Genomic DNA, 14424 nt, shown 5'->3' with positions numbered 1-14424 from the left:
CCGCGTGGAAATCTGCAGCCAGTCTGCGCCCGTCGGCACTGCTTGCCCTGATGGGGTTCCCACGTGGGTGAACCCGCCTGGGTGATCCGCGCGGGTCCGCCGGGCTCAGCGACGAGCGGACCTCCCCCGGCCCGGCCGCCCTCGTCCGACGCGGAGCATCAGCAGCCCGAGCAGGATCGCCGCCAGTCCACTGAGGACCGGCAGGGCGACGTCCACGCCCGTTTGCGGCAAGTCGCCAGGCGGCACCGGGCCACCCGGGCGCGGCGGCGGGGGCGGGCTCGGCGGCGTGGCCGGCGGGGTCGGCGCCGGGATCTCGCCGGCCGGGACGATGACGGTGTCCGGTGGTGAGCCGACGTCGCGGCCGCCGGGGGTCTTGCCCGTCGCCGTGGCGGTGTTCACCACGCCGCCCGAGCCGGCGTCGGCCGGTGTCACGACGTAGGACGCCGTGCAGGTGACCGTGCTGCCCGGCGCCAGCGGCCCGGCCGGGCACTCGACCGCGATCCCGGCGGCGGTCAGCCGATCGTCGACGACCCCCACCGCGGTGACCGTGACCGAGCCGCTGTTGGTCACCACGAACCGGTAGTCGATCCGCTCCCCGGCCTGGGCCTTGCCGTCGCCGTTCGCGTCGGCCAATGCGGCCTGCTTGTCGAGGTTCAGGCCGGCGGTGGCGTCGATCGGCGTGCTCGTGCTGTCGCTGCTGACGACCGGGGTGCCCGAGGGCGGCCGGCCGGTGGCCGTCGCGGTGTTGTCCACCCGGCCCGCGTCGACGTCGGCCTGCGTCAGCCGGTACGCCGCCGTGCAGGTGGTCTGCCTGCCGGGCGCGAGCTTCGAATCCGGGCACCGCACCGGACCGGTCTTCGGGTCGGTCACCTCGATCGGGTCGAGGGTGACGTTCCCGCCGTTGGTAACGGTGAACGCGTAGTCGATCGTGTCCCCCGCGCCGGGGCCGTTGCCGTCCACATCGGACACCGCGCCGGCCTGCTTCACCAGGTTGATCGCGGGCCCGGGCGCGACCGGCGTCGACGTGGTGCCGTCGGCGGTGACCGGGTCGCCGGACGGCGGCCGTCCGGTGGCGGTCGCGGTGTTGTCCACGCGGCCGGCGTCGACGTCGGCCTGCGTCAGCGGGTACGGCTGCGCGGTGCAGGTCACCGACGCGCCCGGCGCCAGCGGACCGGCCGGGCAGGTCACCGCGCCGACCTTCCCGTCGGCCACCGAGACCGGGTCGAGCGTCACCGTGCCGGTGTTCGTCACGACGAACGTGTAGTCGATCGTGTCGCCCGCGCCGGGACCGTTCCCGTCCCCGTCGACGACGCCGCCCGACTTCTTCACCAGCGCGATGGCCGCCTTGCCCGCGAGCGGGGTGCTGGTGGTGTCGACGGCGGACACCGGGTCGCCGGAGGGAGGCGTGCCGGTGGCCGTGGCGGTGTTGTCCACCTTGCCCGCGTCGACGTCGGCCTGCGTCACCGCGTAGGTCACCGTGCAGGTCGTCCGCGCCCGCGGCGCCAGCGCGGTCACCGGGCAGGTCACGGGGCCGGTCTTCGGGTCGTCGACCGCGACGGGGTCCAGCGTCACGTTGCCGGTGTTGGTCACCACGAACGTGTACTCGATGGTGTCCCCGGCGTCGGGGCCGTTGCCGTCGGTGTCGGTGATCGGGCCCGCGGTCTTGTCCAGCGAGATCCCGGGCAGCCGGGTGATCGGCGTGACGACCGTGTCCCGGCCGGTCACCGGGTCGCCCTTCGGGGGCGTGCCGGTCGCCGTCGCGGTGTTGCTCTTCTCCCCCGCGTCGATCTCGGCCTGGGTGAGCACGTGGGGCGCCGCCGTGCAGGTGACCGTGGCTCCCGGGGCCAGCGGACCGGCCGGGCAGGTCACCGGGCCGAGCGCCGGGTCCTCGACGGTGACCGGGTTCAGCGTCACGCTGCCTTCGTTGGTGACGCTGAAGGTGTAGGTGATGACGTCGCCCGGGTCGGTGACCCCGTCGCCGTTCCGGTCGATCACGCCGGAGGAGTTCTTCACCAGGGCCAAGCCGCCCTGCCCCTGGACCGGGGTCGACGTGCTGTCGTCGGCGGTGACCGGATCGCCCGAGGGTGGGGTGCCGGTCGCCGTCGCGGAGTTGTCGACCACGCCCGCGTCCACCTCGGCCTGCGTCACCGCGTACGGCGCGGCGGTGCAGGTCACCGACTTGCCGGGCGCCAGCGGACCGGCCGGGCACGTGACCGCGCCGACCTTCCCGTCCGCGACCGAGACCGGGTCGAGCGTCACGTTGCCGGTGTTCGTCACGACGAACTTGTAGTCGATCGTGTCGCCCGCGTCCGGCCCGTTGCCGTCCACATCGGACACGCCGCTCGCCTGCTTGTCCAGCGCGATCGCGGCCACCACCGGAACCGGTGTCACGGTGCCGTCCCCGGAGGTCACGGGGTCGCCGGACGGCGGCTTCCCGGACGCCGTCGCGGTGTTGCGGACTTCTCCGGCGTCCACATCGGACTGGGTCAGGGTGTAGGACGCGGTGCACTTCGTCGAGGCGCCCGGCGCGAGTTTCGGCTCGGGGCAGCGCACGGTGCCCGCCTTCGGGTCGGCCACCGAGACCGGGTCCAGCGTGACGTTGCCGGTGTTGGTGACGGTGAAGGTGTAGGCGATCGTGTCGCCGGCGTCCGGACCGTTGCCGTCCACGTCGGTGCTGCCGCCGGATTCCTTCTCCAGGGCGATCCCGGGCACCTGGGCGATCGGCGTGGTGGCGGTGTCGTCGTCGGTCACCGGGCCACCGGACGGCGGCCTGCCGGAAGCCGTGGCCGTGTTGTCCACCTTGCCCGCGTCCACATCGGACTGCGTCAGCGGGTACGGCCGCGCCGAACACTGCGCCGACTTGCCCGGCGCCAGCGACGACACCGGACACGACACCGGCCCGACCTTCGGATCAGCCACCGACACCGCCGACAACGTGACGTTCCCGGTGTTGGTCACCGTGAACGCGTACGCCACCGTGTCCCCGGCGTCGACGACCGCGTTGCCGTTCACGTCGGCGATCCCCGTCACGGCCTTGGTCAGCGAAATCGACGGGCCGGACGTGATCGGCAGCGTGGCGGTGTCGTCGTCGGTCACCGGGTCGCCGGACGGCGGCCTGCCGGAAGCGGTGGCCGTGTTGTCGACCTTGCCCGCGTCCACATCGGACTGCGTCAGCGGGTACGGCGCCGCCGAACACTGCACCGACTTGCCCGGCGCCAGCGACGACACCGGACACGACACCGGCCCGACCTTCGGATCAGCCACCGACACCGCCGACAACGTGACGTTGCCGGTGTTGGTCACCGTGAACGTGTATGCCACCGTATCGCCCGCGTCGACGACCCCGTTGCCGTTCACGTCGGTGACTCCGCTCACCGCCTTGGTCAGCGAAATCGACGCCGCGCCGGTCACCGGCGTCGACGTGGAGTCGGTGCCGGTCGCCGTGCCCCCGTCGGGCGAGCGGCCGGTCGCCGTGGCGGTGTTGTCGACCTTCCCGGCGTCCACATCGGACTGCGTCAGCGCGTACGGCCGCGCCGAGCACCGCGTCGATTCCCCCGGCGCCAGCGACGACACCGGGCACGACACCGGCCCGGCCTTCGGGTCATCGACCGACACCGGGTTCAGCGTGACGTTGCCGGTGTTGGTCACGGTGAAGGTGTAGGCGATCGTGTCGCCCGCGTCCTGCCCGTTCCCGTCGACGTCGGTGACCGGGCCCGCCTGCTTGTCCAGTGCGAGGGCGCGGACCACCGGCACCGGGGTGGTGACCGAATCGTCGTCGGTGGCGTCGGGCAGATCGGTCGCGGTACCGGTCGCGCGTGCGGTGTTGGGCACGCTGCCGCTGTCGACGTCCGCCTGGGTGAGCCGGTAGGTGGCGGTGCAGGTGGCCGAGGCGCCGACCGCGAGCCCGCCGGGCGGGCAGGTGACCGGTCCGGTCTTCGGGTCCGCCACGCCGATGGTCAGCAGGGGCACCGTGCCGGTGTTGGTCACGGTGAACGTGTAGGCGATCGTGTCGCCGGCGTCCGGGCCGTTGCCGTCGACGTCCGTGATCGGCCCGGCCTTCTTCACCAGGTCGACGCGCGCGACCTTCGCGACGTCGGTGAACGTGCAGAGCGCGGCGACCCCGGCGGTGCCGCCGTTCGGCATGGTGAACTGCCCGCTCGTGCCGGTACCGCCGGCCAGCGTCCGGCCGGTGTTCTGGTCGACGCACTCCCACGAGCGCTCGTAGCCGGCCGCCGCCGGGCTGCTCTCGACGGCGCCGTCGCCGGACTCCGACACCGTGTAGGTGGTGCCGGCCAGCCCGAACACCGGGCCGGCCACCTCGCCGGGCTCGGTCTGCAGGCCCGCGTCGGTGCCGGTCGTCGTGCCGGTGTTCCCGGTGGTGATGCCGCCGCCGGTGACCGCGACGGTGACCTGGTCGGCCGGCTTGACCCGGCCCTGGGGGAAGTTCTTGCGCACGGTGATCGTGTTCGGCGAGGCGCAGGAACCGAAGTCGACCGAGCCGGGCTGCGACAGCGCCCGGCTGTCCAGAACCGCGCCAGTGCTCGGGTTGGCGCGGTACAGCGTCGTGCCGCTGGCGAGGTAGAGGAACCCGTCGCTGGCGAACGCGATGCCGTTGAGCGCCTGGCCCGGCGTGCTGATCGACGTGATCCGGCTGCCGGTGATCGTCTTCGCGGGCCCGGCGGCCGGGATCTCCTCGTTGACCGCGAACACGCTGTTGGCGCCGTTGGCGCCGCCGACGACGAACAGCTTGCCCTGCTGGTCGAACGCCCAGTCCCCGCTGGCGCCGTCGGTGGGCACGGTGCCCTGCGCGACCAGCCCGAGCGAGGTGCCGGTGTTGGGGTCGAAGCCGTAGACCTTCAGCGTGGTCCCGGAGAAGCCACCGTAGTAGTAGAAGCCGTTGCGCGGGTTGACCGCGCCGTGCGTCACCGGGGCGTCGGCGACCCCGGGGACCGAGGTGGTCACGCCGGTCGTGGTGTCGAGCCGGTAGATCGTGCGGGCCGATCCGTTGGCCGCGACGCCGTACGCCGCGCTGCCGCCCTCGGTGATGCCCAGCGCGTTGATGGTGCCGGTCACGCCGCCGAACGTCGCCGCCGGTGCGCCGGCGCCGGTGGCCGGGTCGACCGACCAGATCGTGCGGGTGCCGGGGTTCGCGCCCGTGCCCTGCAGCGAGTAGAGCGCCCCGCAGCTGAAGGCGGGTGCCGCGGCGGCCGCCACGGCGGCTTGCCGGACGTTCACCGCGGGCGGCGCGCCGCTCCACGCCAGCAGGCTCAGCCCGAGGGCCGACGCGGCCGTCAACGAGCCGATCCGACGCGCTGCCGACGACACCACGGTTGCCTCCTGAGGTCACTCACGCACAGCGGCCCCGTGACACGGCGCAGTGGCGTGGTCACCGTCGGGAATCCGGCTCGATCATAAGGACTCGACGGCCCGGTGCGCGCCCGAAAGTGTCCACAAAGGAATATTCGGCGGCGGAATTCACCCACCCCAGGCCTGGGTTAACCGGTTCGGGTGAGGATTTCCTCGCGGTCCGATTCGGACAGTCCACCCCAGACGCCGTACGGCTCCTGCGCCTCGAGGGCGTGGTTCCGGCACGTCTCCAAGACCGGGCAGTGCTCGCAGATCGCCTTGGCCGTCGCCTCGCGCTGCCTTCGCGCGCTCCCGCGCTCCCACTCGGGGTGGAAGAAGATCGCGCTGCTCGCGTTCCGGCACGAGCCGTCCAGCTGCCAGTCCCACGCTTCCGTGCGGGGAGCGGGAAGCCTGCGGGTGTTCGTCATGACACCTCCGTCGCGATGGTCGCCGGGCCACCGGGACGGCCGAGCAAGCCGGCCTGGTAGGCCAGTGAGACCGCGTGCGTGCGGTCGCGGGCGTGCAGCCGCCGCAGGATCTGCTTGGCGTGCGTGCGCACGGTTTCCGTCGAGATGAACAGGATCCGGCCGACTTCGGCGTAGCTGTTGCCGTCGGCGATCAGCGCCAGGATCTCGTGCTGGCGAGCGGAAAGCTCGAGGTGCCGCGGCCGGACGCCGCCGGGCGCGGGCAGCGCGACCCGGGCGCACCGGTTGGCGTGCGCGAGCCGGATGCTCGCGACCAGCACCGACGGCGGCGCGTCGGCCGGCAGGACCGCGTGCACCCCGGTGGCCGCGTGCCGGTCGGCCGGCGTGCACGGGTCGACCAGGACGACGACGGCGAGCCCGGGGAACAGCACCGTCAGCTGCGCCGCCAGGCGGGCGTCCGGGTCGATGGTGTTGTGCAGGACCAGGACGTCGGGGTGGACGGCGCGGAGCACGGTGTCCGCGGTGCGCACCGAGTCGGTGGCCCCGAGCCACTCGATCCCCTCCCCCGCCCCGACGAGTTCGCCGAGCTTGCCGACGGCGCGCGCGTTCGCACCGAGTGCGTACACGCGCAAGGTTGCCCGCTCGGCCCCGGCGCGCCGGAGACGCCGGTCGAGCAGCTGCACAGTGGACATGGGATGGCCCCCTCGGTTGACGCTGTTGTTCACGACACGGCGGCGGTTTCGCACCCTTACGCGACAATCGACGTGACGCGGGTCACATCACAGAGGGTCGCCGGGAGCGCAGGACCAGCCGACGGGTCGCGGGCGCGGTCACCGCGGGGGTCCGGGTGCCGTAGATCGCCTGCGCGACCGAGCTTTTCAAGGCCTGGCACCGCCGCAGGACGTGCGGCGGGAACGCGCCGACGGGCGGCGCGGGCGGCTCGGGGTCGTCCGCCTCGGACAGCGTCCAGCCGGAGCCGAGATCGATCAGGCCGCGGTGCTTCGGCGTGTAGTAGTCGCGCGAGACGCTGATCGCCACGCCGTTCGCGCCGGCGGCCGCCGCGAGCAGGTGCATGTGGTAGCGGCTGGAAATCCACGTCTGCCCCGGCGCCACCGGCAGGCCGCGGCGCCACACCTCGCGGAACGGGTGGAACTCGGCACCGTCCAGTTCGGACTCCAGCACGGCCGGAACGGCGCGGTCGACGCGCGGGATGCCCTCGACCACGGCCAGCCGCCGGGGATCGACCTCCCACGCCCGCAGGATGTCCAGCACCCGGGCGGCCAGCGCCGGCGGCGAGGCCGTGCCGATGTCGGACTGCAGGCACAGCACGAACTCCCGCGCCTCCCGCGCGGGCACCGGCGCGGGCAGCTCGAGGAAGACGTCGTCGCAGGTGCTCGCGCCCCGGTCCAGCAGCTCCGCCGACGGCTCGTCGCGCGTGTCGACCACGTCGAAGTGCTCGGCCAGCGACCGCAGCAGGCCGGCGGCGCCGGCCGGGAACGGCACGAGGCCCTGTCCGGTCATGGCGGTGCGGGCTCCGGAGCGCCGGGCAGCGGTGGCCACGCCCGCGAGCAACCCGATGTGCCGCGGCCAGAGGGCGTTCAGGTAGCCGCCGCCGATCACGTGCAGCACGTCGGTGCGGCCGAGCAGGTCGATGCCGGCGTCCCAGCGCGGGGCGAGCCCGGGGTCGGACACGGCCGCCCGCACCCACTCCGCCACCTCCGCCGGTTCGTCCGACGGCGCTTCGCCGCACAGCCGCCAGAGGGTGTCGGTGCACCGCAACCGGGGGTGCAGGTCGCCGAGCAGCAGCTGCGCGGGTCCCGGCGAATGCGTGTCGAGCCAGACCTCGGCGTCCGGTTCGGTGCGGGCGAGGTACCGCAGCCACGTCGCGGCGATCAGTTCGTCGCCGAAGTTCGGGTAGCCGCTCGGCCCGACGAGGTAGTGCACCCGGCCCGCCGGAGCGGACGAGGCGGCGCCGGCCGGCCGGAACCAGCCGACGCCGTTGCCCAAGCTCACTGCGCGACGCTGATTTGCGTGTTCAGTGCCTGGTCACCCTGGGCCTTCTCGTTGCCGGTCGCGTCCTGCGCGACGCGGTCCTTGGGCACGCCGAGCCCTTCGAGGGCGGTGGTGATCGCCTCGGCGCGCTTTTCGGAAAGCGCCTTCGCCTTTTCCGCGTCGGGGTAACCCGCGTGGGTGGCGACGGTGATCTTCACGGCGTTCCCCTGCAGCGCCTTGGCGATTTCGCCGAGCGTCTGCGTCGCCTGCGCGGTCAGGTCGGCCTTCTCCGATTCGAAGGTGATGGGCGCTCGCTGCAGCGCCTGCTCGATCGACGTGCTCACCTGCTGGGCCGCGTCCCCGGCGGCCTGGCCCGCCGAACTCGGCGCCCCGGCACCGGACGAGGCGGCGGCGCCGCTGGACGAGCTGAGGTCCGGACCGGAAGAAGCCGCGTTGTCCGTGCCGCCCGAGCCACACGCGGTGACCAGGCCCGCCACGATCGCCAAACCCGCCGCCGTCCGGGCAATTGTACTGCGCATGAAATTGAAACTTCCTTTACGTTCGCTCCGCGTCGGCTGATGCCAGGGATCCGAACACGGCGCGCGGGCAACGGCAAACCACACCCGGGGATGACAGCGAGCCACCCACCGCCGTCCGACCGGGGAAACAATTACCCCGCAACGGGTTCCGGGCGCGGGTCACCTGGCCGGGGGAAGCGCGGCAGATCCACCCGCGTGAGGGATGACCGCCGCCCCGCGCCTGTCAAGCGAACGAAACGAGGCCTCCGGCAATCGCGGAAAATGCCGCAAGGTAACCCCGCGAGCGTCGATCGTCCAATCCCGGGCGCATTCTTCACCCAGGCAACCGGCTCGAGTTGCAGGCCCGCGCCGGGCAGCTTTGATGAAGGCCGTCAACCGGGCCACACACCTCCACCGGCCCCGGTCAAAAACAAACCCCGAGGGAGCTCAGATGGGCATCGACTTCGATGACGTGAAGAACGTCGCGAGCAGCGGCAACATCGACAAGGCCGCGGAGTTCGCCAAATCCCGCTTCGGCGAGCACGGCGACCAGATCGACGCGGCCGCCGGCAAGGCGAAGGACTTCCTCGGCCGCGACGAGAACCAGTCGGGCAACGACAACCCGGCCGGCGACTCCGGCGGCCGCTCCGAGGGCGGTTACGAGAACCGTTCCGAGGGTGGCTACGGAGGTGGCTCCGAGGGCCGCTCCGAGGGCGACTTCGGCGGGCGCTCCGAGGGCGGTTACGAAGGTGGCTCCGACGGCGGTTTCGGGCGCCAGGAGGGGCAAGGGTACGACGGCGGGCAGAGCGAGGGCTACGGCGGCCAGCAGGACGGCGACTACGGCCGGCACGCCACGAGGGGCTACGACGAGTCCTCCTCCGGTGACGACCGCGGCGGGGAGCAGTCCGGCGGGGGCTACGACCAGGGCTACTCGAACGACAGCGGCGAACCGGCCGGTGACCGCGACTACTCCGAAGGCGGCTACGGCCGCTGAGCCGTGGTGGGCGAACTCGTTCTCCGGGCCATACCGCGGGACCGCCTGCGGTGCCAGCGGTGGCGTGACGCCGCGGTGGAGGACCGACTCGACTTCCCGGCCATACCGCGGGACCGCCGGCGGCATGACGCAGCGCTGATAGGCGAACTCGTCTTCCCGGCCAGACCGCGGGACCGCCGGCGGTAACCGCGGCGCGTGACGCCGCGGTGGAGGGCCACCCGCGCGATCGCGGATGGCCCTCCCGAAGGCCGCGTCAGCGGAGGGCGGCGGCGGTCGTGTAGGCGTCCTCGTCGTTGGCGATCGACGCGTTCGGCGCGCCGGCCTGGCAGGTGGCGGGCGGCGTGCCGGGGGTGCCGGTGCCGGGGCACCGGAACAGGTCCGGCGGGCGGGTGTCCGACCAGACCGGGTAGGCGGCGCGGGCCGTGACGGCGATCCCGGCGTAGTCGCCGTAGAACGTCCCGGCGAACTGCGTCGGCGGCGGCATGCTGCCCGACGTCGCCCGGGTCTGGGTGAAGCCGGCCGACACCGTGATGTCGGAGAAGCCGGTGGTCTCGTCGGCGCCGTACTGGCGGTCGTAGTAGCTCACCGCGAAGGTGCCGTCGGGGCCGAACGCGGCGCCCTGCCAGAACTGGTCGGTCCGGGCCTGGCCGGGCGCGGTGGTGACCACCGGCAGCTGCCGGACGTCGGTGGTGCCGCCGGCGAACGAGGCACCGGCGTTCGCCGAAGCCGACAGGACGATGTCGTTGTTGCAGGTGCCGTTCTTCACGCCGGTGTAGGTGTTGATGCCGCTGGCGGGGCTGAACCCGGTCGGGGTGCAGCCGGTGGCTTCGTTCGAGTTCCGGCTGATGTAGGAGCCGTAGGTCACCAGGATGCGGCGCGGGTTGCGCGGGTCGACGCCGCCGACCGGGTAGTTGCTCGCCCGGAACACCGAGTTGGCCGACGCCCCCTTCTCGGGAACGCAGGCGCGGCCGGGGTCCTGGCCGTTCTGGTAGGTCGCGCAGTCGGGCAGCTCGTGGTAGTTGCCGACCAGCACCGGCGCCGAGAAGCTCCCGCCGCCGTCGGCCGAGCGGGCCAGCAGGACCTGGTTGTGGTTGTCGGCCGGGTTCGCGAGTGCGTTGTTGAAGTTGTTGAACACCACGTACAACGCGCCGTCCGGGCCGACGAACGGCTGCGAATCCTGGTTCTGGTTGCACCTCCCCCGCGGTGTCGGGAACCCGAGCGCGTCGGCGCACAACGCGGTGTCGGCGCTGACCAGCACCGGCGCGGAGAACGTTTCGCCGTAGTCGGCCGAATAGGCCTCGTAGATGTAGCCGGTTCCGTCGTCGGCGAATGTCGTCCAGGAAACGTAGACGCGGTCGCGGAACGGGCTTCGCGGGTTGTTGTCGACGGTCAGGAGCTGCTTGTCCAGCAGGAAGTTCCCGGCGCCCGCGGTGTCGTCGTGGGTGGTGACGGGACGGCCGGGGAAGTTCCAGGACGCGCCGTTGGTACCGGTCGAGCGGAAGACCAGGAACGCGCTGGACTGGTCGGGGTTCGCCGAGACGGCGCTGCCGCGGTTGAACACCTGGCACGACAGGTAGGCGTTGCCGCGGGAGTCCCACGCCACCGAGGTGTCGCCGCCGGACTGCCAGTACTCCCGTGGTGCGCCGCCGAAGTCGGTACCGCGGCTGAAGCCGTTGGGCGTGGTCGCGTCGGCCCAGGTCCGGGCGCCGTCGAGGGAGTAGCTGACGCCGCAGGTGCCGTCGCCGCGGCGGTAGTCGTTGTAGGTGGCGATGACGTGGTCCGGGTTGTTCGGATCGGCGGCGGCCCAGGTCTCGTTCTGGGCCTGGGCCCGGCCCTGCAGGTCCGGGTCGGTGAGGTTCAGGCAGTTCTGGTTGACCTTCACGTTCGCGCCGAAGCGGTTGGCGCACGGCGCGGCGGCCGAGGGCGTGGCCCGGTTCGGCGCCAGCGCTCGGGCGGCGTTCGCCGGGTCTTCGCCGTTGAGGACGGTGGACAGCAGCCCGGAGACGTGGCGCTGCTGCACGGGGTTGAGCTGGTGGTAGCCGAACGGCTGCGCGGTCGCCGGGTTGACGGCGAACACGCCGAGCGCGGCGGTGCTCAGGATCGTCACACTGATCGCGGAGATGGTGCGGGGACGCGACACGGGCGTACTCCCTCAATTTGACCGGTATTTCCGGTTTGCGGCCAGCCACCCGGAAAACACCGCGCCTTGGCCGCCGCAGAAATGGTCGCTCCGGACCACCGGGGCGTTACCGGTTTTGTCGACTGTCCATTCGGGACCAGGTAAGCGCACGGCCAATTCTTCGGCCGTTCGGGCGCCCCCGAACGGGTCTGGATCGGTGGAGACCCCTTTACGGCACCCGGTCCTCGGTGGCTGGATCGACAGTCGCCCGTGGCCCGCGGCGGCCACCCCGCCGCTCGCCTCAGTGCCTCACCTCGACGGAGAAGGTGAACACGACATGCCGCTACCCCGAAAACTCGCCGTCCTCCTGCCGGCCCTCGTGACCGGCGGGCTCCTGGTCGCCGCGACGTCCGCGGCCGCGAACGTCGCCGTGACCCAGGTCAGTTCCGATCCGTTCACCGACGCGCAAGCCCAGCACAGAACCGAGGTCGAGCCCGACACGTTCGCGTTCGGCTCGACGATCGTCTCCGCCTTCCAGGTCGGCCGCGTCTTCGGCGGCGGCTCGTCCGACATCGGTTTCGCCACTTCCACCGACGGCGGCGCCACCTGGACGTCCGGCTTCCTGCCCGGCACCACCGCGAACACCGGCGGCCCCTGCGGCCAGATCAGCGACGCCGCCGTCGCCTTCGACGCCAAGCACAACGTCTGGCTGATCTCCTCCCTCGGCGTCAACTGCCCCAGCGGTACCCCGGTGTTCACCAGCCGCTCGACCGACGGCGGCAAGACCTTCGGCAACCCGGTCACCACGGCGACGGGTTCGCTGGACAAGAACTGGATCGTCTGCGACAACACGGCGAGCAGCCCGTTCTTCGGCAACTGCTACACGCAGTACGACATCACCAGCTCCGGCGATTCGATCCGGATGCGCACGTCCAGCGACGGTGGCCTGACCTGGGGCCCGGCCCGTGCCCCGGCCGGCGCGCACACCGGGCTCGGCGGCCAGCCCGTCGTGCAACCCAACGGCACGGTCGTGGTCCCCTACCTGTCGCTCAACGACCAGATCCGCAGCTTCCGCTCCACCAACGGCGGCGGGAGCTGGTCCTCCACCACTGCCGTCGCCTCGATCAGCCACCACGACGCCGCCGGCGGTCTGCGCGAAGAAGCGTTGCCCAGCGCGGAAATCGACAGCTCGGGCACCGTCTACGTCGTGTGGTCGGACTGCCGGTTCCGCTCCGGCTGCCCCAGCAACGACATCGTGCTGAGCAAGTCCGCCAACGGCACCACCTGGACGGCTCCGGCGCGTGTCCCGATCGACGCCACGACCAGCACCGCCGACCACTTCGTGCCCGGCATCGGCGTCGACCCGTCGACCTCCGGCGCCGGCGCCCGGATCGGCCTGACGTACTACTTCTACCCCGCCGCGAACTGCACGGCGGCGACCTGCCGGCTCGACGTCGGCTTCATCTCCTCCACCAACGGCGGCACCAGCTGGGGCACCGCCACCCAGGTGGCCGGGCCGATGAGCCTGTCGTGGATACCGAACACCTCCCAGGGCCGGATGTTCGGCGACTACATCTCCACCTCGGTGCGGGCCGGCGGCAACGCGTTCCCGATCGTGCCGATCGCCGCGGCCCCGAGCGGGTCGACGTTCACCATGGGCATGTTCGCCCCGACCGGCGGCCTGCCCCTGACCGGCGGCGCCCGCCGGGCCGCCGACACCCCGGCACCGCAGGTGGCGTCCGCGCGTTCCGTGGTGACCGCCTTCTGACGACGGCGAGCCGGCCGGGCGATCTCGTCGTCCGGCCGGCTCGCGGTTAGGGTCCTCTCGAGGGAGTGACCGGAGGTGCCGATGCTCGGGCTTTCCCCGTGGCGGTTCGTGGTCGCCTTCGGCACGGTCAGCCTGCTGATGGACTTCGTCTACGAAGGCGCCCGGTCGATCACCGGGCCGCTGCTGGCCGGGCTGGGTGCCTCGGCGGCGGTCGTCGGCGTGGTCACCGGAGCGGGTGAAGCCGCGGCGCTCGGGCTGCGCCTGGTGTCCGGGCCGCTGGCCGACCGCACCCGGCGGTTCTGGGGCCTCACGATCGGCGGCTACGCCCTGACCGCCGCCAGCGTGCCGCTGCTCGGCCTCACCGGCGTCCTCTGGGTGGCCTGCGCCCTGGTCATCGCCGAGCGGGTCGGCAAGGCCGTGCGGTCCCCGGCGAAGGACACCTTGCTCTCGCACGCCACCGCCGTCACCGGCCGCGGCCGCGGGTTCGCCGTCCACGAGGCGATGGACCAGGTCGGCGCCCTGATCGGCCCGCTCACCGTGGCCGCGCTCCTCGCGGCCGGCGGCGGCTACGGCGTGGCGCTGGGCGTGCTCGCCGTCCCCGGGGTGGCGGCGCTCGCCGTGTTGCTGTGGCTTCGCGCCCGCGTACCGGACCCGGCTTCGTACGAAACCGCCGCCGCTCCGAAACGGGACCACACAACGGAAAACCCGGCGCGCCTGCCGCGTGCGTTCTGGGTGTACGCGGGCTTCACCGCCACCACGATGGCCGGGTTCGCCACCTTCGGGGTGCTCTCGTTCCACGTCGTCGAGCGGCACCTCCTGTCCCCCGCGCTGGTCCCGGTGCTCTACGCCGCGGCGATGGTCGCCGACGCGCTCGCCGCGCTGGCGACCGGCTGGCTCTACGACCGCGCCGGGCCGCGCGCCCTGGTGAGCCTGCCGCTGCTGGCCGCGGGGGTGCCGCTGCTCGCGTTCACCGACGCCGTCTGGCCGGTCGTCCTCGGCTCGCTGCTGTGGGGCGCCGCGGTCGGCGTCCAGGAATCCACCCTCCGCGCCGTCGTCGCCGACCTCGTCCCGAGCCCGCGCCGAGCCACCGCGTACGGCGTCTTCGCGGGCGTCCTGGGCGTCGCGACCCTGGGCGGCGGCGCTCTCACCGGCGCCCTCTACGAGCAGTCCGTTCCCATGCTGATCGTCACCGTCGCCGCCGTCCAGGGCGCCGCGCTGGTGCTCTTGGGTGCCACCTGGGGCCGGCGGCCGGCCTGACCGGG

General features: G+C 72.7%; 9 protein-coding genes. 3 read left to right on the top strand and 6 right to left on the bottom strand.

The window, feature by feature from the left end:
- Positions 1-105 precede the first annotated feature (105 nt).
- The 5 genes from EIY87_RS39665 to EIY87_RS39645 form a co-directional block, all read right to left on the bottom strand.
- A complete protein-coding gene (locus EIY87_RS39665; protein WP_125315120.1) occupies positions 106-5328 on the bottom strand; it encodes a WD40 repeat domain-containing protein in 5223 nt (1740 codons plus the stop codon).
- A gap of 167 nt (positions 5329-5495) precedes the next feature.
- Positions 5496-5774: a WhiB family transcriptional regulator gene (locus tag EIY87_RS39660; protein WP_125315119.1), complete on the bottom strand. Its 279-nt coding sequence runs from the start codon at positions 5772-5774 to the stop codon at positions 5496-5498.
- Positions 5771-6463 carry a response regulator transcription factor gene (locus EIY87_RS39655; protein WP_125315118.1) on the bottom strand — a complete coding sequence of 231 codons (693 nt, stop codon included), beginning with the start codon at positions 6461-6463 and terminating at the stop codon, positions 5771-5773. The genes EIY87_RS39660 and EIY87_RS39655 overlap by 4 nt, the downstream gene beginning before the upstream one ends.
- Positions 6464-6545: 82 nt before the next feature.
- Complete coding sequence (locus EIY87_RS39650; RefSeq protein ID WP_225440343.1) at positions 6546-7784, bottom strand: polysaccharide pyruvyl transferase family protein; 1239 nt, start codon at positions 7782-7784, stop codon at positions 6546-6548.
- On the bottom strand, positions 7781-8302 hold the full coding sequence (locus tag EIY87_RS39645; protein WP_191984439.1) for an OmpA family protein: 522 nt from the start codon (positions 8300-8302) through the stop codon (positions 7781-7783). The genes EIY87_RS39650 and EIY87_RS39645 overlap by 4 nt, the downstream gene beginning before the upstream one ends.
- Before the next feature lie 430 nt (positions 8303-8732).
- Between EIY87_RS39645 and EIY87_RS39640 the strand changes: the two genes are divergently transcribed.
- Positions 8733-9275, top strand: a complete 543-nt coding sequence (locus EIY87_RS39640; protein ID WP_158641447.1) for an antitoxin — start codon at positions 8733-8735, stop codon at positions 9273-9275.
- 253 nt (positions 9276-9528) lie between these two features.
- Here EIY87_RS39640 and EIY87_RS39635 read toward each other — a convergent pair whose 3' ends face one another.
- Complete coding sequence (locus EIY87_RS39635; protein ID WP_125315116.1) at positions 9529-11415, bottom strand: sialidase family protein; 1887 nt, start codon at positions 11413-11415, stop codon at positions 9529-9531.
- 316 nt (positions 11416-11731) lie between these two features.
- Between EIY87_RS39635 and EIY87_RS39630 the strand changes: the two genes are divergently transcribed.
- Positions 11732-13162: a sialidase family protein gene (locus EIY87_RS39630; protein ID WP_125315115.1), complete on the top strand. Its 1431-nt coding sequence runs from the start codon at positions 11732-11734 to the stop codon at positions 13160-13162.
- A gap of 81 nt (positions 13163-13243) precedes the next feature.
- The gene (locus tag EIY87_RS39625) at positions 13244-14419 is read left to right on the top strand and encodes an MFS transporter (protein ID WP_125315114.1); all 1176 of its coding nucleotides are present in this window, start codon (positions 13244-13246) and stop codon (positions 14417-14419) included.
- The last annotated feature ends 5 nt before the right edge of the window (positions 14420-14424 follow it).

The sequence above is a fragment of the Amycolatopsis eburnea genome, assembly GCF_003937945.1.
Taxonomy (GTDB): Bacteria; Actinomycetota; Actinomycetes; order Mycobacteriales; family Pseudonocardiaceae; genus Amycolatopsis; species Amycolatopsis eburnea.
Note: the sequence above shows the minus strand (reverse complement) of the source record. Positions and strands in the feature narration are given on the sequence as shown.

Bases quoted from the DNA above. Each gene is read 5' to 3' on its own strand.
- EIY87_RS39645 (WP_191984439.1), bottom strand. From the start codon at position 8,302: ATGCGCAGTACAATTGCCCGGACGGCGGCGGGTTTGGCGATCGTGGCG.
- EIY87_RS39640 (WP_158641447.1), top strand. From the start codon at position 8,733: ATGGGCATCGACTTCGATGACGTGAAGAACGTCGCGAGCAGCGGCAAC.
- EIY87_RS39660 (WP_125315119.1), bottom strand. From the start codon at position 5,774: ATGACGAACACCCGCAGGCTTCCCGCTCCCCGCACGGAAGCGTGGGAC.
- EIY87_RS39630 (WP_125315115.1), top strand. From the start codon at position 11,732: ATGCCGCTACCCCGAAAACTCGCCGTCCTCCTGCCGGCCCTCGTGACC.
- EIY87_RS39655 (WP_125315118.1), bottom strand. From the start codon at position 6,463: ATGTCCACTGTGCAGCTGCTCGACCGGCGTCTCCGGCGCGCCGGGGCC.
- EIY87_RS39625 (WP_125315114.1), top strand. From the start codon at position 13,244: ATGCTCGGGCTTTCCCCGTGGCGGTTCGTGGTCGCCTTCGGCACGGTC.